The organism is Sorangiineae bacterium MSr11367 (assembly GCA_037157805.1).
Lineage (GTDB): Bacteria > Myxococcota_A > Polyangia > Polyangiales > Polyangiaceae > Pendulispora > Pendulispora rubella.
The window spans coordinates 12,040,409-12,062,119 of record CP089983.1 but is presented as its reverse complement, the minus strand read 5'-3'; the positions used below and the strand labels follow the sequence as shown (position 1 = coordinate 12,062,119).

16 protein-coding genes are annotated in these 21,711 nt (G+C 66.5%); 7 read left to right on the top strand and 9 right to left on the bottom strand.

Going from position 1 to position 21,711, the window contains the following annotated elements; genetic code table 11:
- Nucleotides 1–4: 4 nt before the first annotated feature.
- Both LVJ94_46750 and LVJ94_46745 read right to left on the bottom strand, forming a co-directional pair.
- Nucleotides 5–1,651 carry an ATP-binding protein gene (locus LVJ94_46750; GenBank protein WXB04391.1) on the bottom strand — a complete coding sequence of 549 codons (1,647 nt, stop codon included), beginning with the start codon at nucleotides 1,649–1,651 and terminating at the stop codon, nucleotides 5–7.
- A gap of 13 nt (nucleotides 1,652–1,664) precedes the next feature.
- Nucleotides 1,665–2,612 (bottom strand): hypothetical protein, encoded by a 948-nt coding sequence (locus LVJ94_46745; GenBank protein ID WXB04390.1) that lies wholly within the window; start codon nucleotides 2,610–2,612, stop codon nucleotides 1,665–1,667.
- A 186-nt stretch (nucleotides 2,613–2,798) separates the two neighbouring features.
- On the opposite strand from LVJ94_46745, the gene LVJ94_46740 reads away from it, so the two are divergent.
- A complete protein-coding gene (locus LVJ94_46740; protein ID WXB04389.1) occupies nucleotides 2,799–3,800 on the top strand; it encodes a hypothetical protein in 1,002 nt (333 codons plus the stop codon).
- Here LVJ94_46740 and LVJ94_46735 read toward each other — a convergent pair.
- From LVJ94_46735 to aspS, 3 genes are all read right to left on the bottom strand, one after another.
- The gene (locus LVJ94_46735) at nucleotides 3,797–5,221 is read right to left on the bottom strand and encodes a hypothetical protein (GenBank protein ID WXB04388.1); all 1,425 of its coding nucleotides are present in this window, start codon (nucleotides 5,219–5,221) and stop codon (nucleotides 3,797–3,799) included. The two genes, LVJ94_46740 and LVJ94_46735, sit on opposite strands and share 4 nt — an antisense overlap.
- Nucleotides 5,222–5,436: 215 nt before the next feature.
- Complete coding sequence (locus LVJ94_46730; GenBank protein ID WXB04387.1) at nucleotides 5,437–5,973, bottom strand: hypothetical protein; 537 nt, start codon at nucleotides 5,971–5,973, stop codon at nucleotides 5,437–5,439.
- Between the two features lie 4 nt (nucleotides 5,974–5,977).
- Entirely contained in the window at nucleotides 5,978–7,864 is a 1,887-nt protein-coding gene (gene aspS, locus LVJ94_46725; GenBank protein WXB04386.1) for an aspartate--tRNA ligase, read from the bottom strand.
- 113 nt (nucleotides 7,865–7,977) lie between these two features.
- Between aspS and LVJ94_46720 the strand changes: the two genes are divergently transcribed.
- Nucleotides 7,978–9,663 carry a hypothetical protein gene (locus LVJ94_46720; protein WXB04385.1) on the top strand — a complete coding sequence of 562 codons (1,686 nt, stop codon included), beginning with the start codon at nucleotides 7,978–7,980 and terminating at the stop codon, nucleotides 9,661–9,663.
- Here the strand turns inward: LVJ94_46720 and LVJ94_46715 are convergent.
- A complete protein-coding gene (locus tag LVJ94_46715; protein WXB04384.1) occupies nucleotides 9,623–10,984 on the bottom strand; it encodes a glutamine synthetase family protein in 1,362 nt (453 codons plus the stop codon). The genes LVJ94_46720 and LVJ94_46715 overlap by 41 nt on opposite strands.
- Before the next feature lie 34 nt (nucleotides 10,985–11,018).
- On the opposite strand from LVJ94_46715, the gene LVJ94_46710 reads away from it, so the two are divergent.
- Nucleotides 11,019–12,059 (top strand): agmatinase family protein, encoded by a 1,041-nt coding sequence (locus LVJ94_46710; protein WXB04383.1) that lies wholly within the window; start codon nucleotides 11,019–11,021, stop codon nucleotides 12,057–12,059.
- 173 nt (nucleotides 12,060–12,232) lie between these two features.
- Here LVJ94_46710 and LVJ94_46705 read toward each other — a convergent pair whose 3' ends face one another.
- Entirely contained in the window at nucleotides 12,233–13,369 is a 1,137-nt protein-coding gene (locus tag LVJ94_46705; GenBank protein WXB04382.1) for an iron-containing alcohol dehydrogenase, read from the bottom strand.
- 48 nt (nucleotides 13,370–13,417) lie between these two features.
- On the bottom strand, nucleotides 13,418–14,029 hold the full coding sequence (locus LVJ94_46700) for a Uma2 family endonuclease (GenBank protein ID WXB04381.1): 612 nt from the start codon (nucleotides 14,027–14,029) through the stop codon (nucleotides 13,418–13,420).
- A 33-nt stretch (nucleotides 14,030–14,062) separates the two neighbouring features.
- Between LVJ94_46700 and LVJ94_46695 the strand changes: the two genes are divergently transcribed.
- The 4 genes from LVJ94_46695 (at nucleotide 14,063) to LVJ94_46680 (ending at nucleotide 19,350) form a co-directional block, all read left to right on the top strand.
- Complete coding sequence (locus tag LVJ94_46695; GenBank protein ID WXB04380.1) at nucleotides 14,063–15,499, top strand: sigma-54 dependent transcriptional regulator; 1,437 nt, start codon at nucleotides 14,063–14,065, stop codon at nucleotides 15,497–15,499.
- Nucleotides 15,496–16,710 carry an SUMF1/EgtB/PvdO family nonheme iron enzyme gene (locus LVJ94_46690; GenBank protein ID WXB04379.1) on the top strand — a complete coding sequence of 405 codons (1,215 nt, stop codon included), beginning with the start codon at nucleotides 15,496–15,498 and terminating at the stop codon, nucleotides 16,708–16,710. The genes LVJ94_46695 and LVJ94_46690 overlap by 4 nt, the downstream gene beginning before the upstream one ends.
- A 142-nt stretch (nucleotides 16,711–16,852) precedes the next feature.
- A complete protein-coding gene (locus tag LVJ94_46685) occupies nucleotides 16,853–18,619 on the top strand; it encodes a HAMP domain-containing histidine kinase (protein WXB04378.1) in 1,767 nt (588 codons plus the stop codon).
- Between the two features lie 14 nt (nucleotides 18,620–18,633).
- Nucleotides 18,634–19,350 carry a hypothetical protein gene (locus tag LVJ94_46680; GenBank protein ID WXB04377.1) on the top strand — a complete coding sequence of 239 codons (717 nt, stop codon included), beginning with the start codon at nucleotides 18,634–18,636 and terminating at the stop codon, nucleotides 19,348–19,350.
- Between the two features lie 179 nt (nucleotides 19,351–19,529).
- Here LVJ94_46680 and LVJ94_46675 read toward each other — a convergent pair whose 3' ends face one another.
- Nucleotides 19,530–21,677, bottom strand: coding sequence for a glucan 1,4-alpha-glucosidase (locus LVJ94_46675; protein WXB04376.1), 2,148 nt, complete (start codon nucleotides 21,675–21,677; stop codon nucleotides 19,530–19,532).
- Nucleotides 21,678–21,711 lie beyond the last annotated feature (34 nt).

Below are 21,711 nucleotides of genomic sequence, written 5' to 3'. Positions count from 1 at the left end.
GGGGCTAATCCCGGGAGACGCCGCCGGTGCTGGACAAGGGGCGGGAGAGGGCGCCTTCGCGGGCCTTGCGGGCGCGGGTTTCGGCTTGGGTGATGGTGCGCGGGAGGTGCACGATGAAACGGGCGCCCCCCAGGTGGCTTTCGCCGACGTCGATGGCACCACCGTGCTCGACGACGACCTTCTTCACGATGGCGAGGCCCAGGCCCGTGCCGTCGTGTTTCGTCGTGAAGTACGGATCGAAGATGCGGCTGCGCGCTTCCTCGGGGACGCCCGGGCCGTCGTCGTCGATGGTGATGACGGCGCCGTCGTCCTCGGCCAAGGCTTTCACCTGCACGTGACCGATGACGCTCGCCTCCGACGTGCGCGCGGCCTCCGGGGCGGCGTCGCGGATGGCTTGCACCGCGTTGCGCACCAGGTTGACGAGCACACGCCGCAGCATTTGGCGGTCGATGGCGGCGGTGAGCGGCTCGTCGGGCACGTCCCAGGTTATGTCCACGTTGGCCGTCAGGTCCATGAAGGCGCCCTCGCCGGGGATGCTCGTTTCCTCGAGGTGCGAGAGTTGCTCGGAGCATTCGCGCAAGAACTCGCGCAGGCTCGACTCTTTGAGCTCCACGTTGGGCAAGCGCGCGAAATTGGAGAAGTCGCCCACCAGGCGGCGCAACGTGCCCACCTCCTCCTCGACGATTTCCAACGTCGTGTCGAGCAGTGCCCGGAAGCGCGGATCCTCGCCGGCGTACTTGCGGTGGCACTCTTGAACGGCGAGCTGGATGGGTGTCAGCGGGTTCTTGATCTCGTGCGCGAGGCGCTGGGCCATCTCCTGCCAGGCGCCGATGCGCTGGAGGAACTCGATGCGCGCGCGCGATTGGCCCATCTCGGTGAGCATGCGGTTGAACGTGCGCGCGAGATCGGTCAGCTCGTCGGAGCCGGTCACCGGCACGCGCACACTGAGATCGCCCTGGCCGACCAAGCTGATGGCCGCGGCCAGCCGGTTGATGCGCAAGGTGACTCCACGCGCGAGCAAGGTGCCGAGGACGATGGTCACCAGGAAGGTGATCCCGAGCAGCGCCGCGAAGGCGAGGAGGTAGCCCTGATACAGCTCGCCGCGGGAGGCCTCCAGTTGGTGGTAGTTCGTCACCACGGCGCCGTTGCGCTCCAATTCGTCGAGGCGCTGCCGGTCGATGGCGAAGGTGGCCACCAGCATGGGCGGCGTGGCATCCGTCGACAGCTGACGGCGCTGCTCGAGGCTTCGCTCGGTGGCGTCGTCCACCGGGCGACCGCGATCGCGCGAGGCGAGGGGGCGGTTCTCCGGATCGAAGATGTGGAGCTCGACCAGCGACGGGTAGCGCGGAAACAGCGCATCGAGCTGCGCTTCGACGAGCTCCGTGTTGCGGTGCTCCGCGGCCTCGCGCAGCACCTCGTCGGCCGCGATGGCGTCGGCCTGGTGCTTCATGTCGTCGCGGATCGCCTTGACGTAGTCCTTGTAGACCGCCACGCCCCGATCGAGCTGCTGGCCCACCTCCGGGTTGAACCAGATGGAGGACGCTTGCCGGAAGAGCGAATTGGCGAAGAGGACCGCCACGAGGAGCGGCAGCATCGCCGACATCAGAATGGCCAGCGCAAGTCGCCGCTCGGTCTTACCCGGAATACGCACGGGCTTCAGTCTACTACGGTCCCCACCAGAGCATCCGGTGTACGACGGGCTTCTTGTCCCACGACACGAAGATCACGAGCTGATCGCCTTCGGTCTTCACCACCGGATCGGGGAACGATTCCGCGGGGATGAACGACGATTTGTGAAAGCCGCCCCGATCGAGCCAGATCAGATGAAGGCCGCCCTCGCCCGGTCCGTACATGAGGAGCATACGCCCCTCGTCGCCCTCGCCCAGCAGGAGAAAATCCAGCCAGCGAAGCCCGAGCTCGGCGAAGCGTTCGGCGCTGGGAAAATCTTTTCCAAGATCGCGCAGCTCGGGAAGGTGCGCCTTGAGATGCTTGTACAGGACGTCGTAGCGAACTCCCTTGGCGATGCGCGGCAGGCGCCGGTCCTTTGGCGCGAGGCTCGGGAGTGACGTGGCCGGCCACGTGGGGACCTCCACGTGGGTGCGGTAGCGATCGGCCAAGGTGCCCGCATCGTCGTCGGCCAGCGATTTGAGCCACCACTGGAAGATGGCCAGCTGCGCCTCGCCCGCCGGGGACGCGAGCTCGATGACGCTTTCCCAGAGCGGCCTTCGCACGGCCCAGCGCGCTTGGCGCCGCGGATCGTGCAGAATGCACGCACCCACGTAAGCCGCGCCGTGCACGACCACGTTGAACAGCTCATTCTCGGCCGTGCCCGCCTCACCCGCGCCGAGCCACCCATCGCGTCGCTCGGGGGTGAGCGCCGCGCTCAGGCGGTGGACGCTCGCGTCGGTGAAATCGAGGTGGACCTCGCGTCCCAGCAAGGTGTCGGCGCGGGCCACGAAGATGCGCGCGGCATCCTCCAGATGCGCCAAAATGGCTGGGTTTTTCCCTGGATTGGCATCCACCGTTCGAGCGCGCGCGAGGTCGCCCTGCGCATCGGGCGGGTAGAGCGGCAAGAAGTGGGTCCGAAAGAGGCCTTCCGCGGTGACCGGCATGGCCGGGAACATAGTGGAAAGCCAGAAAATTCACAGGAAGACGGGAAGACGGGAAGGTTGAGAGGTGAACCATTCCTCACGGTTTCCGCAATCTCGAATCCTTCCCGTCTTCCCCCGTCTTCCCGTCTTCCTGTTCCTCTCTCTCTTCGTTCGAATGCGCTGCAAGATGCGGCTAGACTCGGAGCCGTGCTCACCGCCGATGTGCGTTTCGAAGGGTGGAAGACGGAAGACTGGTCGCGGTTTCTCGATCTGTGGAAGCCGCGTGCGGTCAAGGTCGAGGCCGAGCCGACGCGGCCGCGCGGTGGGGTGATCGCCATCGTCGAAAAGGACACGGTGGTGAAGCTGATTCACACGGCCAAGGGGCGGATTGCGCCGCCACCGCCGCCCGCGCCCGATGGGCCGCCCTTTTCGCTGGCCGAGCTGGCCGGTTCGCAGCATGCCAGCTGGGGAATCGCCGCCGAGCGTGGGGCGCTCGACGAGGTGATGGAGCGCTTCGGCGCGCGCGCCCGGCGCGGGGACGACATCACGCAGCAAGCGCTGCTCCTGGTGACCATCGTGCGCGAGATGATCCGCGAGGGCGGCATCGAGAGCTGGCCGCGCCGGCTCCACGGCGTGCCGGTGCCCACGGCGCCGATGATCGATCGCACCATCGGATCGATCTGTGCCGATGGGCACACCATCGCGCTGGGCATGTTCAAGGACGAGGAACTCTGGACCGCATTCGTGGCGCGACGGCGCGGGCGCGGGTTCGACGTCCTCGCCGGTCCCGACGAACTGCGCCCCGCGATGGGCGTGCTCTCGGGCGAGTGGCGGCGCGATTACCGGCACCTCGTGCGCGCGGTCGAGGATCATTACGGGCCGCTTTCGCTGGGCTTTTTCGCGGAGGTGGAGCGCTTTCGCGAGCTGCAGATCGATCCGCGTCCGGGCGCCTGGGGCCGTGCCGTCGCCCTGCGCGACGTGGTGGTGACGCCCATTCCGAGCGCGGTGGGGCTCGCGCTCGGCGTCGATGTTTCGCGCTACGCGCTGGAGGGGCTGCGCAATTTCACCCAGCGCATCGGGTGGTTCGATCCCGTGGTGCAGAGCCTGCGCAAGCGCCTCGGATCGGCGGCCACAGGCGCCGACGTGACGGTGTCGGGCACCTTGGGCTTCGATCCGATGGCCGCGTTGCGGGCCCTGCTCCGGCGCTAATTCACCTTGATGACTTCGTCGCCGGTCTTGCAGCCCAAGACGATGCGGATCTTGCCTCCGGGATCGCTCTTCAGGGTTTTGCACGCATTGCCGTTCAACGTGATCTTCGAGGGCAGCTCGCCCGCGTCGGCGTTGTAGTTGTTGTACACCCAGCCGTCGGTCGACGATTGGTCGAGCTGCTTGGGCGGGCCGCCGCCGCCCGGCTCGTAGACGACATTGACCCGCGTGGGATCGATCTGGCCGGCGTCGGCCGAGGACTTCTCCAAGGGGAAATCGCAGGGAACGACGATGTCGCGGATGGAGTTCATCGCTTTGATGAAGTCGGCCGCGATCTGCTGCGCGCTGCGATCGCCGGGGGTGATCTGGAAATGGCAAGGGACGGAGTTCACATCGCCGTTGGCCCAATTGGGGTTGCACCCGGCGGTGGGGGCGCCGCCGGCGACGGCCATCTTCCCGAGGAGTCCCTCGTCGTAGTCGCCCTCGGGCCCCGTCGGATCGCCCACGCCGATGACGAAGGTGGTGATGGACGGATTGCCCGCTTTGAGTGCGGCCACGGCCGCGCGGACGGCCTCGTTCTCTTGGGCCTGCGTGTTGGCATCGCGCGGGGAGGGCACGCCGTCGGTGATGACCACGAGGATACGCTTGCCGCCCGCAGCGAGCGACGTGGGTGGCTTGGCCGGATCGAACTTGGCCAACACGGCCCCTTGGCCGGTAATGGATGCGTAGAGTGGGGTACCACCCTGCGGATAGACCGCGTCTGCGCCGCTGCCCTTCGGGGCCATGCGCGCCTTGATGCGCGATGCTTGGTTCGCATCGACCCTGTTGATGGGGATGTCGACCCTCGAGTAGTCGCCGAAGTTGCCCGGGTCGGTGCTGGAGAACAGAAGGAAGCCGACTCCGAACGTCGTGTTTTGTTCGTTGGAAAGGGAGTCGACGAAGGCCGTCAGTGAGCCACGCGCGGCGAGCCACTTCTTGCCCGTCAGGCCCGCCCATTGGGCCTCGCAGCCGAGCAAGCCGCACGAGGGTTTGCCGTCGTCTCTCTTCGCGGGGCGCGTGGGGTTGAGCGGATCCTTCTCGCGGCCGCCCGGAATGTACGTGTCGGGCGGACTGCCGTTGTAGGCATCCATGCTTCCCGAGCCGTCTTGGACGATCTGCATGTAGATGGGCACGCGGAACGCTTCGGCGCGCGCACCTGCGCACGCGGTGCCGTCCCAGCTCGCGTCCTTGCCGCTCCCCAAAGCCCCGTCCCCGATGTTGATGCCGCCGCCGTCGTCGTTGCCGTTCGAACCGTCGCCGTTGCCGGACTGCGAGTAGTTCGAAAACTCCGACATGTCTTCGGTGCCGGTGCTGCAGCCTTGCGCGACCACGGCGACGATCGACGCGATCGCCGGTAAGGCCACCAGCAAAGTCCTTCGAGGCATAGCGAACCCTCCTTGGGTGTTCAAAAGGCTAAGGGGGATGGAATCGATCGTGTTGCTACGACCTCCAAACCGTAGCAGGCTCTCTCGCTACACACCGCAATTTGCGCGTGGAAGAAGGCTTAAGGTGCGACGCCACGGTACACCTTCATACGCTCCAACCCTCGTTCGGAGGGGACACTGATCACGCTCTCACGTGATCGCCGTGTCATGCATCGTCATGCATCTGTGACGTTGCCATCGCTCGCATCACTCCCATCGGGCGCATCGCTGGCCGCGTCGGAGGCGTCGCTGGCTGCATCGATCGTCGCGTCTTGCGCGGTTCCGCCATCGTTGTTCGTCCCGCCAGCGTCCGGCCCGGGATGCGTCGATCCGCCATCGGTGAGGCAAAAGTCACCGCGCTCGAAGGCGGCAATCGCTTGGTCGCAGCCGGACTGCAGACCGCTGGTGTCGAACTGAGGAGGGTACGGCGGGCATTGCTGGCTCACGTACACGACGGCCTCTCCCGCCCGCGGGACGAGGCACTTGAGCGCACAGTTCGAGCTGGGATCGTCCCCCGACACGACGTCGAGGGTCTGCGTCGGCCCCAAGCATCCCCGCGCGCGATCGTAGGCGCGTGCGCCGTACACGTGCGACCCCTCACCGCACGATGCGAGTGCGGTGAGACCCAGACCGACGGCGAGCGCCGAGACGGTGGCGGCTCGCACGATCGAGGGAGCGCGTTTCTTGAGGGGATGCGGGGGCCGTTGCAGCATGGTGTCAGCTCTGGGGGTCGATGACCCGGATGCGAAGCTCCGTGAGTTGATCCGGACTGGGGCGCGTCGGGGCGTCGGTCATCAAATCCGTCCCCTTTTGCGTCTTGGGGAAGGGGATGACGTCGCGCAGGCTCTCCGCGCCGGAGACGAGCATGGCCAAGCGGTCCATGCCCACGGCAATGCCCCCGTGCGGCGGTGCGCCGAACTTGAGCGCGTCGAGCAAGAACCCGAACTTCTGACGCGCTTCCTCCTCACCGATGCCCATGGCCGCGAACACCTTGGCCTGCACCGCCGGATCGTGGAGGCGGATCGAACCGCCGCCGATCTCGAAGCCGTTGAGCACGAGGTCGTAGCGGTGACAGAGCACCTTGCCCGGATCCTGGTCGATCAACGCGACGTCGGTGTCATGAGGGCGCGTGAAGGCGTGGTGGGCGGCGACCCACTTTTTCGCCTCGTCGTCGTACTCGAACAGCGGCGGGTTCACGACCCAGAGGAACTTGAACTTCCCGCCGTGGCCGACCTCGGGGATCAACTTGAGCTTCTTGGCGAGGTGCACGCGCAGGTTGGCCATGACCGTCTGCACGACGCTCTCCTTGCCGAACTGGAAGAGGATCAAGTCGCCGTCTTTGGCGCCGACGGCCTCGTTGATGGCCTTGCGCATCTCCGGCGTGACCGTCTTGGCCAGTGGCGACTGCGTCCAGTTCCCCTCGGCGTCGACCTTGGCGCGCGCCAGGCCTTTGGCGCCCATGCCCTTCACGAACTCCTCGAGCTTGTCCACCTCGGTGCGCGAGAGCGAGTTGCCGCCGATTTGTGCGGGCACGCGCAGCGCCTTGATGATTTCCGCCGGAAGGTCGCGGCGGTAGGTGCCCTTGATGAACTTGTCGGCGATGTCCTTGAAGAAGGGGATGCCGCCGCCGGCGTGGTCGATCACCACGCCCGTGAGATCCGTGTGGGGCAGGTCGAAGCGCAGGTCCGGCTTGTCGTTGCCGTAGTGCTTCATCGACTCCTCGAAGGGCATCTCGGGGAAGCGGCCCTCCGGGTAGAGATCGTGCAGGTCGATGCCCAGCGCTTCCTTCCACAGCGCGAAGATGAGGCCTTCCATGGTGCGGAAGACGTCGTCCTGGCTGACGAAGGACATCTCGACGTCGATCTGCGTGAACTCGGGCTGGCGATCGAGGCGCGGGTCCTCGTCACGGAAGCATTTGACGATCTGGAAGTAGCGGTCGAAGCCCGCCACCATGTAGAGCTGCTTGAAGAGCTGGGGGCTCTCCGCCAGCGCGTAGAATTTCCCTTGGTGCGTGCGGCTGGGAACGAGGAAGTTGCGCGCGCCGCCGGGCGTGTACTTCACCATGAAGGGCGTCTCGAGCTCGAGGAAGCCCTTGTCGTCGAAGTAGCGGCGCGTGGCCTGGTGCAGGCGGTGGCGGATGCGCAACGTGCGCTGGAGCGGCGCGCGGCGCAGGTCGAGGTAGCGGTACTGGAGGCGCTTTTCCTCGGAGGTATCCAGCTCGTCGATGATCTCGAAGGGCGGCGTTTCCGCCTTGTTGAAGACCCCGAGCTCGATGACATGAACCTCGATCTCGCCGGTGGCGAGGCGCGGGTTCTTGTTCGAGCCGCGGCCCACGACGAGGCCGCGCACGCCGATGACCCACTCCGAGCGGAGCGACTGGGCCAGCTCGTAGGCAGCCTTTGGCAGGTCGCCGTGGCCCTTGCGATCGGGGTCGAACACGAGCTGCGTGATGCCCTCGCGGTCGCGCAAATCGACAAAGACGCACCCGCCATGATCGCGGTAGCTGGCCACCCAGCCAAAGAGAACGACTTCTTTGCCCTCGTCTTGTGCGCGGAGTTGTCCGCAGTGCGCGTTGCGTTTCAGCTCGTCGATGAACCTGGCCAAGGCCGACCTCGCTTCGAAAATATGAAAAGGTAAACGGGTCGGGCATTCTATGCCTCGCCGTGTCATCGCGAAAGTTGGAACGGTTTCTCGATCTGGGGTTACCTCGGGCCCGGATGGGGACCCGTTTCGAGCAGGCAATGCTGGCCGCGGCCGCGGTTTTTCCGGCGCTTACAGCGGTGCTGCACGCGGAAAACGTGGCCGATGCCGCACACGATGGCGGGGTGATCCGCACCGTGGTGCTGGGTTGGGCCGGGCCCTGGCAGGCGCTCGATGCCTGGATCGCGGCGCCATTTCTCGTGCTTCCCATCGGGACGCAGGTCTTTCGGGCGGCCTTGGCCTCCGCCGTGGTGTGCGGGGTGGCCGGGGCGGTGATGTACGGGATTGCCCGCGCGCTGCTGTCGGCGTGCGCGCCCACGCGGTGGCTCGGCCCTGCCGTCGCGGCGATCGCGGCGGCGACGGCGGCGCTGTCGATGGCCTGGCAAACCGAGGGCATGGCCCCGGGTGGTGCGACCTTGGGGGCCCTCTTGGTGCTGCTCGCGGTGGCGGCGGCGGGGACCAAGCGCACGGCGCCGGCGGGATTTTTCGCGCTGGCGGCGCTGGTGTACGAGCCGTGGGCGGGGGCGGCGGCCGTCGCCGGGGCGCTGCTCGCGGGGGGAACGGCGTTTCTTCAGGGGCACCGGCCGGCGCGACCGGACCGGCGTGAGCTGGCCGTGCTCGCCGCGGCGCTGGCGCCCCTCGTTCTCTTGGTGCTGCGCCGCCCGCGGACGGCGTTTTTCGCGACCGTGCCTTGGTTCCCGATGGACGCGTCGCCGGCGCACCCCGTGTTCGTGGCGCACGAGCAGCTCGGGTGGTTGGCCCTGGTGCTGGCGGGGGCGGGGCTCGCGGCGTCGCTCCTCGCGTCGGGTGCGCGTCCGCTCGCCACGGGGCTCGTGGGGGTGGTGGCGGTGAGCGCCGGGGCGATCGCGTGCGGTGGGACCGCCGTCGGGCCGACGCACTTCGGGGCCGTGACGTTGGCCGGCGTGGCCGGGCTGGCGCTCCTCTCCGCTGCAGCGATGCACGAGCTCGTGCGCGTGGTGCATCGCGCGCAGGTTCCCCTGGCATCGGCGAGCGCCGCGATGATCGTGCTGCTCGAGCTGGCGTTCCCCGTGGTCCTGTTCGACGACACCTCGATGCGCGCCGAGGAGCGCACGCGCGCGGCCCGGGTCGCCTGGCACGAGGCGCTGTTCGGCGGGCTGCCGGCGCGCACCGTGCTGCTGGCGAACGATGGGCGCTTTTTGGAGCATCTGTCCGCGTTGCGGGCGGCGCATTTGCTGCGCGGCGATCTGGCGGTGGTCTCCACGGCGCATCTGAACGCGCGCCCGGCGGTGCGCGAGCTTGCGCGCGAGCCGAAGCTGGCCGCGTTTTTCCGCGACATGGCCTTGAACGGCCTTCCCAGCGAGTGGGGCTTCACGACCTTGGCCAGCGAGCGCCCGCTGGCCGTGCTCTTCGAGCCGACCTGGGATAGGAGCATCGCGCGGCACTTGATCGCGATCGGCGCGATCGATCTGTTTCACCCCGAGCCGCGCAGCACCCTGGAGCGCAAACGCGCGCTCGAGGCGTTTTCACCGGTGCGCGCGCGCTGGGAGCAGCTGCTCGGCGCGCCGGAAAATCCCGATGTGCGCGCGCTCGTGGCCATTCCGCTCCAAGCGCGGGCCGAGGCGCTCGCGGCCACCCGCGAGCGCGAACTCGCCTCCCGCACCGAGGAGGATCTGCGTGGCGTCACACCGACTCGAAATAGCGGCGGAGTTCCCATTCGGTGACGATGCGCTCGTACTGGCGCACCTCCCAATCGCGGGTGCGCACGTAATGATCGACGAAGGGCTCGCCGAGGATGGCCCGCGCCTCGTTGCAGCGTGACAGTAGCTGCGTGGCGTCTTTGAGGGTGCGCGGCAAGCTCTGGAAGCCCGAGCTTTCGCCCGACGTGTCGCCTTTGCCCTCGGCGGGCGGCTCCACTTCGTGCTCGATGCCCCAGAGGCCGGCGCCGAGGCATGCGGCCATGGCAATGTACGGATTCATGTCGGCCGCCGTTTGCCGGTATTCGAGCCGAGTGGACTTCTCGTCGCCCGGGATGGCCCGAATGGCGCACGTCCGGTTCTCCACGCCCCACGATGCGGTGAGGGGTGCCCATACGCCGGGGACGTAGCGCTTGTAGCTGTTGATGGTCGGCGAATAGAGGGCGGTGAGCGCCGCCATGTTGGCGATTTGGCCGCCCACGTACTGGCGCGCCACTTTGCTCAGCTTTTGCGGATCGGTCGGATCGTAAAAGGCATTCGATTTGTCGCTGCGCCGCCAAAGCGATTGATGCAAATGGCCACTCGAGCCGGGCAAGTCGGCATTCCACTTGGCCATGAACGTCACGGAGAGTCCGCGGTTCGCGCAAAGCTGCTTCATGGCCGTTTTGAAGAGCGCCGCTTTGTCGGCCATGCGCAATGCGCTGTCGTAGCGAAGCGCGACTTCGTAGACGCCGGGGCCCGTTTCCGTGTGCAGGGCCTCGATGGAAATGTCGAAGGCCTCCATGCGGTCCATGATGTCGTGGAGCAGTTCCGCGTGCTGCCCTTCGCGCAACCAGGAATAGCCGAACATGCCCGGCGAAAGCGGCGTGAGGTTGCGAAAGCCCTTTTCGTGCAGCGAGTCGGCGCTTTCGCGAAAGATGAAAAACTCGTACTCGGCGGAGAACACCGGATCGAAGCCGCGCGATTGGGCGCGTGCGAGGACGCTCTTGAAGAGCGAGCGCGGACACGCGGCGTGGGCCGAGCCGTCCTTCTGGACGAAATCGACGAGGAAGGCCGCGGTGTCCGGTTCCCAGGGGATGACGCGGAAGGTGTCGGGGTCGATGCGTGCGTGCGCATCGGGGTAGCCGGTCGACCAGCCGGTGACCTTCGCGTTGTCGTAGAGCACGTCCGCGATGTCCCAGCCGAAAATGACGTCGCAGAAGCCGAATCCGTGCTCGAGCGCGCTCCAGAATTTGTCGAGTGCGACGTACTTGCCGCGCAAGACACCATCGACGTCGAAGCCGCCGACTTTCACCTTGCGAATACCCCGTGCCTCGAACTCCGCCCTCAGGTTCGTCCCGTCTCGCATGGTGCCGAGGCTACCGTATGCTAAACGAGCGCGCATGCCGTCTGATCGCCCCTTCGATCCGAATGCCGCCGCACCCGCGGATTCGGGAGTTTTCGGCCTTTCCGACACGCCCGAGGAAGCCGGTGTGGTCCTGATCCCCGTCCCGTGGGACGTCACGACATCGTACCGCGCGGGTACCCACAAGGGACCGCAGGCCATTCTGGAGGCCTCGCGCCAGGTCGATCTCTTCGACATCGAGACCGGTCGCCCGTACGAGGCGAAGATTGCGATGCTCGACGAACGCGAAGAAATCCGCGCCTGGAACGGCGACGCACGCGTGGACGCGGAGGCGATCATCGCCGAGGGCGGGCGGGTCGATCCGGGATCGCCCTTGGCCGAGCGCCTGGCCAAGGTGAACGCGGTCAGCCGCCGCGTGAACGACGCCGTGTACGAAACCGCGCGCCACTGGATTGCGCGGAAGAAGATCGTGGGCCTGGTCGGCGGCGATCACTCGACACCGTACGGAACCATCCGCGCGCACGCGGAGGCGTACCCCGGCCTCGGGATCCTGCACGTGGATGCGCACGCGGATCTGCGCCACGCGTACGAGGGATTCGAGTACTCGCACGCCTCCATCATGGAGAGCGTCACCCGCGAGATCCCCGGCGTTGCGCGCCTCGTGCAAGTGGGCATCCGCGATCTCTGCGAGGAAGAGCACGACCGCATCACCGCCAGCAACGGGAAGATCCGCACCTTCTACGACGTGGACCTCGCCGCCTCCCGCCGCCGCGGCCAAATCGACGACCATTTCGCCCGCATCGCCCGCGAACTCCCCGACGACGTCTACGTCTCCTTCGACATCGACGGCCTCGACCCCGTGCTCTGCCCCAACACCGGCACCCCCGTCCCCGGCGGCCTAGCCTTCCACGAAGCCTCTGCCCTCCTGCGCGCCGTCGTCGAAGCCAAAAAGCGCATCGTCGGCTTCGACCTCAACGAAGTCGCCCCCTCCCCGGACAGCGACGACGAATGGGACGGCAACGTCGGCGCGCGCATCCTCTACAAAATGATCGGCTGGACCCTGAAGTCGCGCACGTAGGGGAAAAGCTAGGAGAAATTCACAGGAAGACGGGAAGACGGGAAGTTTTTGAGGTTTCCAATCAGCCCCGTGGGCCAACTGAAAACCCAAAAAAAGCGTTCCGCGCCGCCCTCGCCGAAACCCCTTCCTGTCTTCCCGTCTTCCTGTGAATCCTCTCCTCGGCGTTGCGCGAGTTACATCGAGGCTTCGTAGAGTTTGACGAGGTCTTCGCGGGTGGTGGGGCGGGGGTTGCAGCGGTGGCAGGCGTCGATGATGGCTTTGTCGGCGAGCTTCGGGATGTCGGCGGTGGTGACGCCGCGCATGGCGAGGCCGCCGGGGAGGCCCAGTGCGGAGCGGAGGGTGCGCACGGCGTCGGCGGCGGTTTCGGCGCGGGGATCGAGGATGACGCGGACCCGCTCGAGGCGCTCGGGGATGGTCGACTGGTTGAACTCGACCACCGCCGGAAGGCAGAGGGCGTTGGCCAAGCCGTGGTGCAGCCCCTTTTCGCTGGAGAGCGGGTGCGCCAGCGAATGGCAGGCGCCGAGGCCCTTCTGGAACGCGACCGCGCCCATCATGGCGGCCTTCATCATGGCCCCGCGCGCCTCGAGATCGTCGCCCTTGCGCACGGCGCGGGCCAGGAACTTCGCCACCAGCTCGAGCCCGCCCAGCGCGATGCCGTCGGCCATCGGATGGTCGCCCAAGGAACAGTAGGCCTCGAGGCAATGCGTGAGCGCATCGAAGCCCGTCGCCGCCGTGACCGGACCGGGCATGCTCACCGTGAGCGCGGGATCCAGAATCGCTGCCTTGGCAAGCAAGTAGGGGCTGAAGATCACCGTCTTGCGGCCCGTTGCGGCCAAGGTGACCACGCCCGAGCGACCCACTTCGCTGCCCGTGCCGGCCGTCGTCGGGATGTTGATGATCGGCGGCACGTTCGTCGTGATGAATTGATCGCCGCCCGTGGCGTCGTCGTAGTCGACCAGCGGGCGTTCGTGCGTCGTTTTGAGGGCAATCAGCTTGCCCGCATCGAGCGGCGAGCCGCCGCCCACGGAAATGATGATATCGGCCTTGTGGGCCTTATAGGCCTCCACGCCGTCGAAAATGTTCTTCTCCACCGGGTTGGGATCGACTCCGTCGAAGACGGCCGCCGCGATCCCCGCTTTCTTCAACGTCTCCGTGACGTTGGCGACGATGCCGGCTTTCACCACCCCGGAATCGGCTACGACGAGTGCCCGCTTCGCGCCGAGGCGCTTGACGTGGTCTCCGAGCGTGGAAAGCGCGCCATTACCGTAAACAATCGTCGTCGGAAAGCTCCAGGTCACCAGATCGCTCATGTCTTCGGGCTATCATGCTTGCCGCTTTCCTCGGAAGGGCGATTCGCCTCATCCACTCGTGCCGACGGTGCTGTCTCTTTCCGCCGCCAACAAATCGTCGACCTCCCGCCAGAGTTCGTCCAGGTCGAGCAAAAGCACGCCGCACCCCGGTATGTTCGACACGCACCCTTCGCTGGCGCCCACGGCACGCACATAGCGGCCGTCCGCGCCCAATTCGAAGACCTCGAGCGAGCGCAGGGCCGGGTCGATGAGACCGTACAGCTTGATGCCGAAGGCGGCGTATTCCTGCAGCTTATGGATGCGATCCCGCCGCGCGTCGCGCGGGTTGTGCGATACCACCTCGAATACCAAGTCCGGTGGGTCGTGAATCAGCCCTTCGGCGGTCGGCCTGCGCCCGTCCAGGTACACGGCGGCGTCGGGTTTTCGGCCTCGGGTCGCCGAAACGGCGTATTTCGCGTCGGAACTGGCCACGAATCCGCCCCGGCGGCGTGCCCACCGACGCAAGTTTTCGACCAGCCAACCATTGACCAATCCATGAAGGAAGCTCGGCATCTCCTCGTCCTCGAGGTACCCGTCGACGAATTCGCCCCCGACGTCCTCATCGAGGGTTGCCCATTCTTCGATGGTCATCGGGCGCCCGGGGTTTGCGCCGCTTCCCATGCGAGGATTTTACCATGGTAAGCTCTACTTCCCATGCTCCCCGAACGAAAGCAGGTGCTCATCGTCGACGATGAGCCGAATCTGCGCAAAATCCTGTCGGCCCAACTCTCGCGCGACGGGTACGACGTCCTCACAGCCGAGGACGGGGAGGAGGGACTCCAGCTCTTGCGCGAGCACCATATCGATCTGGTCGTCACCGATCTGAAGATGCCCAAGGTCGATGGAATGACGCTGCTGCGCGAAGCCATTCGCGAAGATCCCGACCTGCCCATCGTCATGATCACCGCCCACGGTACGGTCGACACGGCGGTGGAGGCGCTCAAGTTGGGTGCGTTCGACTACCTGACCAAGCCCTTCGACAAAGACGAAGTGCGTCAAATCGTGGCCAAGGCCCTGAAGACGCGCCAGCTCGCCGGGGAAGAAGCCTCCCCCACGCAGTCGGGGGAGGGCGCGCGCTTTGGCATCATCGGCAGCTCGCCCGGGCTCACCGAGCTTTACCAGGTGCTCGAGCGCGTCGCCGACACGCCCACCACGGTGCTCATCACCGGCGAGAGCGGTACGGGCAAAGAGCTGGTCGCCCGCGCCCTGCACGACCATTCGTCGCGCAAGGACAAGCCGTTCATCAAGGTGAATTGCGCGGCCATTCCCAAGGAGCTCATCGAAAGTGAGCTCTTTGGCTACGAGCGCGGTGCGTTCACCGGGGCGGTGACCTCCAAGCCCGGCCGCTTCGAGCTGGCCGGCGGCGGGACCCTCTTCCTGGACGAAATCGGGGAGATCCCGGTGGAGATGCAGGTCAAGCTGCTGCGCGCCCTGCAGGAGAGCGAGTTCGAGCGGGTCGGCGGCATCAAGACGATTCGGGTCGATGTGCGCCTGGTCGCGGCCACGAACCGCGATCTCGAGAAGCTCATCGCGCATGGCTCGTTCCGCAAGGACTTGTTCTACCGCCTGAACGTGGTGGGCATCCGCCTGCCGGCGCTTCGCGAGCGGGCGACGGACATCCCGCTGCTCATCGAGCACTTCCTGGCGAAGTTCAACGAGCGGCTCAAGAAGGCCGTCGTCGGGGTCGAGCCGGAGGCGATGGACCTGCTCACCGCGTACTCGTGGCCGGGCAACATCCGCGAGCTCGAGAACGTGGTCGAGCGCGCGGTGCTCTTCTCGGATGTGCCGCGCCTGCGCGTGCAGGATCTCCCGCCCGAGCTTCGTTCGGGATCGCCCTCGGTGTCGACCGTGCCCATGGCCGAGGCCGACCTGCAGGCCGCGCTCTCGAGCGAGGGCGGCATGAAGGAGCACGTCAAGGTGGCGATGAGCCGGCTCGAGCGCGAGCTGGTGAGCCGCGCCTTGCTGCAAACGGGCGGCAACGTCACGCATGCCGCGCGCCTGCTCAAGATCTCGCGCAAGGGGCTCCAGCTCAAGATGAAGGAGCTCGGGCTGCGCGAGGGGGCGGGCGGGGCCGGCGAGAAAGGCGAGTGACTCCCCCCGCGTGGGTCACAGCCACCGCCACTCTCGTTCTGGCCGTGGCGACGGGGGTCGCCTGCCGCAAACGTGATCCGCAACTGACCGCGGACACCGGGCCACCGACGTCCACGGGTTCGGCGACCCTCGCGCCGTCGTCCGCTCCCTCGGCGCCGGTGGGCGCGCCGCGTCCGGGCATGACCTGGATCCCGCCCGGCGTGCTGCGCGCCGGCACACCGCCCGATCGCGTGCCCCGGGTGCCGGACGAAGAGTTGCCCGGCGCCGAGATGGTGCTGGGTGGCTACTACATCGACGCGCTCCCGTACCCGAACGAAGCGGGCGCCATCCCCACATCCAACGTGACCCGCGACGACGCCGCTCACCTGTGCGAGGCCAAGGGCAAGCGCCTCTGCACCGAGTTCGAATGGGAACGCGCGTGCAAGGGGGCGGACAATTCCACCTACGAGTACGGCGACGCCTACCGCGCCTCGGCCTGTGGCATGGGCGTGGCGGTCGAACACGCCGCCAAGCGCCCCACCGGCGAGCGCGTGCAATGCAAGAGCGACTTCGGTGTGATGGACATGCACGGCGGCGTCTGGGAGTGGACCGAAAGCCCATGGGCCCGAGGCTCGTCGCAGTCGAACTTGGGCGTGCTGCGCGGAGGCAACGCGCTCGCCGGCGAGCTCGCCGGGCGTTGTGCCAACGCCATCGGGCGTCCGTCGTCGTCGAAGGGACCCACCATGGGCTTTCGCTGCTGCGCCGGCCCGCGCAATGCGCAGACGAACGATCTGGTGGTGAAGCCCGGCGTGCCGCTCGAGCGAAGCATGAAGCCGGCCGATCTCGGGGCGCCGTTCGCCGGGGCGGGGAGCAAGAAGTGGGGCGGGGGGGCCCCGGCCGAGTCCTCGCCGTTCGTCGCTCGCCAAGCATGGGCGTGGCATCCGACGGCCAACGAGGAATTGTTCATCGTGACCGGCTGCGCGCGCAGCAAGGAAGCCGATGAGAAGCGGCCCCCCTCGGGGTGCGGCGTCATGATTGGTCGCGTGCCGCCAAGCCCCGGCGCCGAACCGGTCGTGCTCACGAGCATCGACTCCGGTCGCGATGCGGCGGAGGTCGTGCTGTTCGGCGATGCGCGCCACCTGCGCATGCGAGGGCTCGATCTCAAGGGGAGTTTCCTGCGGGAGATCCTCTATGCGTACGGTCGGGTGGACGTCGGACCCGTGAAGCGCTGAGTCCGTTTGGTCTGCGCCGAATGGCGCGACCCATACGCCAACGTGGGATACATCTTTCGGGAAGGATGTCCGATCCCCACGCGTCGATCCGAGACGGTCGCCGCAGTGGTACGCTTCGATCTGGCACAGAGGGCATAGGCCAATGGCGGAGACCGTCCCCACACCGAATAGGGCGCGCTCCTTGGGGGAGATTCAACGACGTGGCCCCGAGCGGATCTCGGTTGCGCCCATTTCCCGGCGCCAGCCAAACCGCACCGAGGATCCCGAGTTCAACCTGCGCCTGATGTGGCCCCTCGCACGCTACCTCGAGGACCGCGGCGGGCGGGAGGAGCTGGAGACGTTCGCGCAATCGTGCGGGCTCGATGCGGCCGATTTCGAAGGGAAAAATAAGTGGATCTCGTGGGAGCGGCTGGAGCTTTTGCTCGCCAATGCCCGGGCGGTTTTGGGCGACGACGAGACGTTGAAGGTGGCGTGCACCCATCGCATGGCCGAGGTGTACGGACCGGCGCGCCTGTTTCTCTGGGCGCCGGCGCCCAGCCTGGTCTTTCGCACCCTGGAGATGTCGAATCGCCTCTACACCCGGGTGGGCGAGTTCAAGTTGATCTCCCGGGGACGCAACCACGCGCGTGTGCGTTGGACGTCGTCACGGCCCGAGAGCCGGCTGGTGTGCATCTCGCGTCAGGCGCAAACCTGCAAGTTGCCCACGCTCTGGGGCATGCCCGAGGCGATGGTGCGCGAGTACTCGTGCGTCGCGCGTGGCGACAAATGCTGCGAGTACCACTTCTATTGGTACAGCGGCCGGACGGGTCTTTTCGCCGTGACAACGTTCGCATTGGTGGCTTTCGTCACCTGGCTCGCATCGCCCGGGCTGCTCGGCACCCCCATCGGGTGGACGTTGCCCGTCCTGTCGGGCGCGCTGGCTCATATGTACGACATGTTTCGCGGCGATCGTGCCGATCGCACCACGCGCGAAGAGGTGACGGACGCCCTGCGCCGCGTGGCCAACGAAGAAGCCGAGGCGAGGCGCGAGATTGTCCTTTTGCACCAGCGGCAGCGCGAGTGGACGCGGATGCTCGAGGAAGAGAACGTGGAACGCTCCGCCACCTTGGCGCAAATTGCCGAGCGCGTGGAACACTTGCAAGATGCACGTGAAAAGACGCTGCTCGGATTTTCTCATGATTTGCGCAATCCGCTGACGGCGATTCAATTCTCCGCGGACTTCCTGCGCGAAAATACCGACTTTCTCGACGCCGAGGGCCAGCTGGTGGTTCAAGATTTGGAGAGCGCGATCGCGCACATGCGGAGCATGCTCGCGGAGCTCATGGTGGTGGCCACCGCCCAGCGCAACATGATGACCCTGGCCCCGACGACCATCGACGTTGCCGGCCTGGTGGAGCGCCTCCGCCGCCGCGTGCGCGCCTTGGTGCACGGTCGCGACGATGTGCGCGCCACCGTCGTGGCCACGCGGGAGGCCCCGGGCTCGATCGAGATGGACCCGCTGCTGCTCGACCGGGTGCTGGACAACCTTCTGACGAATGCTGCAAAGTACACGGACCGTGGGGCCATCACCGTCGAAGTCGACGGCGTGCGCGGTTTTCTCGTGATTCGCGTGAGCGACACGGGGCGCGGCATCAAGTCGGACGATCTCGAGCGGACGTTCCGCGCCGGTGGCTCGGATCCGCACACGCGCGCGAAAAACAGCTATGGCGTGGGGTTGTCGGTGGTGGTGCAGCTTCTGGGGCGCATCGGCGGCACCTTGGAGGTGATGTCGAAGCCGGGGAAGGGCACCACGTTCTGGGTGCGGTTCCCCGTGAAGTTCGAAACCGAGAGTGGCCCGCGCCCTGCGGAAAACGATACGGGCGAAATGATGAATCGCGTGGTGAAGATCCGAAAAACGTCGAATACGTAAGTATAGTGCGGCCGATGGGTAGACGGCCGTATGGCGTGTTGGTTGCGTTGTCGTTGGCGGCGGCCGGCTGTGGAAGTGATGGCGAGGGCGCGAGCGATGGCCCGTTTTGCAAAGGCCGAACGGCGGGGCATCTGCTGTGTGCGGACTTCGACGAAGGGCCGGTGGAAAGCGGCTGGGATTCACTGGATTTGCGCAGTGGTGGGACGATCGACACGGTGACGGAGCCGGTGCGTTCCTCGCCCAACGCGGCACTGGTGCGGGCGTCGGCGGATGCCCGGGCGGTGGCCTACCTGGTGAAGACGTTGCAAGGACCGGTGACGCAAGTGCACGTGGCCTTCGATCTGCGGGTCGAGTCGGCGGGAAATGGCGATTCGGGGGCGACGATTCTCAAGTTGGAAACGTCGGCTGGTCACCAGGTGACCTTCAACGTGAACAACGCGGGTGATGCCCTGGGCTGCAGTGGGGCGGAGTTCGTGGCGGGCGCCGAGCCCAGCTCCGTGGTGTGCGCGACGCCGCTTTCGATGGCGACATGGACGCGCGTCGATATCGAGGCCAACTACGCCGAGGGGAGCGGCTACGTGGTGATTCGCGTGGGAGGGCGAAGCGAGGCACTGGTGGAGCTTCCACTGCATGCCTCGCTCGGGACGACGTTTGGCGTCGCGCTGGGCGTGCGCACCTATGTGGGGGGTGGCAGGTGGCAGGTGGCGTTTGACAATGTGACCATCGATTGAGACAGCTGGTCGACTCTTCGAGCACGAGCGCGTGCACGACTCACGACCACGATCACGATCACGATCACGATCACGATCACGATCACGATCACGATCACGATTAACGTGCACGTGATCGTGAGCGTCAGTCGTGCACGTGATCGTGCACGCGCACGCGCTCGTGCTCGATCCTCTAGCCGTTACCGCGCGTACCGTGCCGCCACCACCGAGGGTGTCTCCACGTTTTTCCCCGCGCTGATCGATACCGCGAGGCGGACGAACTGCGCCATCGACCAGGCCAGCGGGGTCGCCGAATCGGTGCCTTTGCCAAAGACGAAGCCGTTGGCATCGGGGCGATCCCAGGCTTGCTCCGGAATGAGGTAGCCCTGGTTCGCGCTGCCGGCCATCGTGGCCAAGTACGACGTGGCGCTGCGGCCGTTGGCGATTTCGTATTCGCCGCGCTCCCCGGAGAAGATGGGCCAGAGTCGGCCTCGTCCCGTGCCGGTGTACGGGCCGCCGTCGTCGGCCTCGCCGTAGCCGTCGTGGTTGTAGCGGTACCACATGGCGCCCACGGGGGTGTTCACTCGGATGGAGCGGTCGACCACCGCGAGGGACGCGGCGATGTTCGCATCGCTCGGGCGCTTGACCCCGAGGCGAATCAACTCGAGAAAGCCCGCATCGACGACGTCGCGCTCGTCGTGGCATCCGCCGCCGTTGGCGATGCACAGATTGTGACCATCGTTGGGATTCCCGTTGTCGTCGATGCGCACGTAATACGGATTGCCATCGAGGTGCCCGCTTCGGGTGAGGGTCCACGCTTCCACGTTTTGCTGCCAGGCATCGGCCGTGGCGAGGAACGTGTTTGCCGCCGCCGTGTCACCGTTTTTCTGCGCGATGTCGGACGCGCAGACCAGGCCTGCGATTTCGGCGGCGAGCGTCGACGGCGAGTAGCCTCCGGCTTCCTCCCACCGCTCCTGCGGCGTCGACGGCCCGTGGGCCACCAGGAAATTCGCCGAGGCCTTGATCTTCGCGTACGCCGCCGCGTCCGTCCGTCCGAGCTGCCATGCGAGGATGCTCGGAAACGCCACCTCGTCGAGCTGTAGGCTTCCCCACACCGGCGTTCCATCGAGCCGCGTGTTCTGGGGATACGACCCATCGGGGCGCTGTTGCACGTTGAAGAGGTAATCGAGCGCACGATTCGCCGCGGCCCGATCGCCAATGGCGATTTCCGCCGTGCCCATTTCGTAAAGGTCGCGCGCCCACACCGCGTGGTAACCGGCGGTGTTGCTGTTGTCGGCGTTGATGGCCTGTCCCCACGGCACGGTGAGGGAGGCGACGAATGCACCGGTGTACGTTTTGTCCTCGTGGGCCTTCAAGGTCATAGCCGCCACGTGGAACTGCGTGGTCATGCCGGAGACGCTGGCCGGCGGGGCCGAAAGGGAGGCCAGGTAATTGCGCCATCCCGTCTTGTAGGACGATTCGACGGCGGAAAACCCGCGGTCGAGGGAAGCTTGTGCGGCCTGCGCGGCCTGCGTGCGGTCGGCGCCGAATGCCAGCGCCAAGGTGAAGCTCGTGTCGGTACCCACGGGGATCTGGGCCGTTTGGACGAGGTTTCCCGGGCTCGAGGCGGCATCGTAAATACCGGACAAGCGATGGTCGTCGTGGAGTTGGTTGTACCCGTCGCTCGAGGTGCCGCTGTATCCATTGGTGGCGCTGGAGAATCCCGTGGAGGCGGCGAGCGCGCTCGCCACCGGCCCGTCGCTCGCCACGAGCTTTCCGTTCACGGTCGCGCCGGTGTCGCCCATGCCGCTGTTGTTGAGCGATGGATTGAAAAGTACGTAGAGCTGGAGCGCCCCACCCGAGAGCACTTGAAAGCGTGTACGAATCAACATCGTGGCCCGTTCAGGGTCGGTCACGTACGTTTTCGTAATGCGGTATCGGCCGCTCTTGGCGGTATTGATTTGCCGATACTCTAGAGCCTTGGGATCGACCAATTGCACATCGTGCGTGGTGGCGTCGCGCTCCAGCTCCATGAACGACGAGCCATCGGTCACCACGTATTGCAGGTCTTGCACGTTCGCGGTGTCGACCTGCGGGTAATAGATCTCGTGGGTAATGCCTTGTCCAATCGTGTACCAAATCTTCGATGCGGCCGTAGTCGACGTGCCCAGTCCCTGTTTGGCGCCGGTGGTCCAGGCGGACGCGATGCCCGGCGCACCCGGCGCGGCCGCATCCGCGCGCAGCGCCTGCCCTTCGTCGCCCCCCGAATCGTGTGCGGCGCTGCTACAGCCCAAAAAGGCGAGGGTGACGAGTCCGAGCGAAATGCGAATTCGGGTGGCATGCGGCATGCGGGCAAATCCTCCATCGGCCAACCTTGACCAG

Excerpts from the sequence above, each read along its gene's own strand:
- LVJ94_46745 (WXB04390.1), bottom strand. The coding sequence starts at position 2,612 with ATGCCGGTCACCGCGGAAGGCCTCTTTCGGACCCACTTCTTGCCGCTC.
- LVJ94_46735 (WXB04388.1), bottom strand. The coding sequence starts at position 5,221 with ATGCCTCGAAGGACTTTGCTGGTGGCCTTACCGGCGATCGCGTCGATC.
- LVJ94_46730 (WXB04387.1), bottom strand. The coding sequence starts at position 5,973 with ATGCTGCAACGGCCCCCGCATCCCCTCAAGAAACGCGCTCCCTCGATC.
- LVJ94_46720 (WXB04385.1), top strand. The coding sequence starts at position 7,978 with ATGGGGACCCGTTTCGAGCAGGCAATGCTGGCCGCGGCCGCGGTTTTT.
- LVJ94_46715 (WXB04384.1), bottom strand. The coding sequence starts at position 10,984 with ATGCGAGACGGGACGAACCTGAGGGCGGAGTTCGAGGCACGGGGTATT.
- LVJ94_46710 (WXB04383.1), top strand. The coding sequence starts at position 11,019 with ATGCCGTCTGATCGCCCCTTCGATCCGAATGCCGCCGCACCCGCGGAT.
- LVJ94_46705 (WXB04382.1), bottom strand. The coding sequence starts at position 13,369 with ATGAGCGATCTGGTGACCTGGAGCTTTCCGACGACGATTGTTTACGGT.
- LVJ94_46700 (WXB04381.1), bottom strand. The coding sequence starts at position 14,029 with ATGGGAAGCGGCGCAAACCCCGGGCGCCCGATGACCATCGAAGAATGG.
- LVJ94_46695 (WXB04380.1), top strand. The coding sequence starts at position 14,063 with ATGCTCCCCGAACGAAAGCAGGTGCTCATCGTCGACGATGAGCCGAAT.
- LVJ94_46685 (WXB04378.1), top strand. The coding sequence starts at position 16,853 with ATGGCGGAGACCGTCCCCACACCGAATAGGGCGCGCTCCTTGGGGGAG.
- LVJ94_46680 (WXB04377.1), top strand. The coding sequence starts at position 18,634 with ATGGGTAGACGGCCGTATGGCGTGTTGGTTGCGTTGTCGTTGGCGGCG.
- LVJ94_46675 (WXB04376.1), bottom strand. The coding sequence starts at position 21,677 with ATGCCGCATGCCACCCGAATTCGCATTTCGCTCGGACTCGTCACCCTC.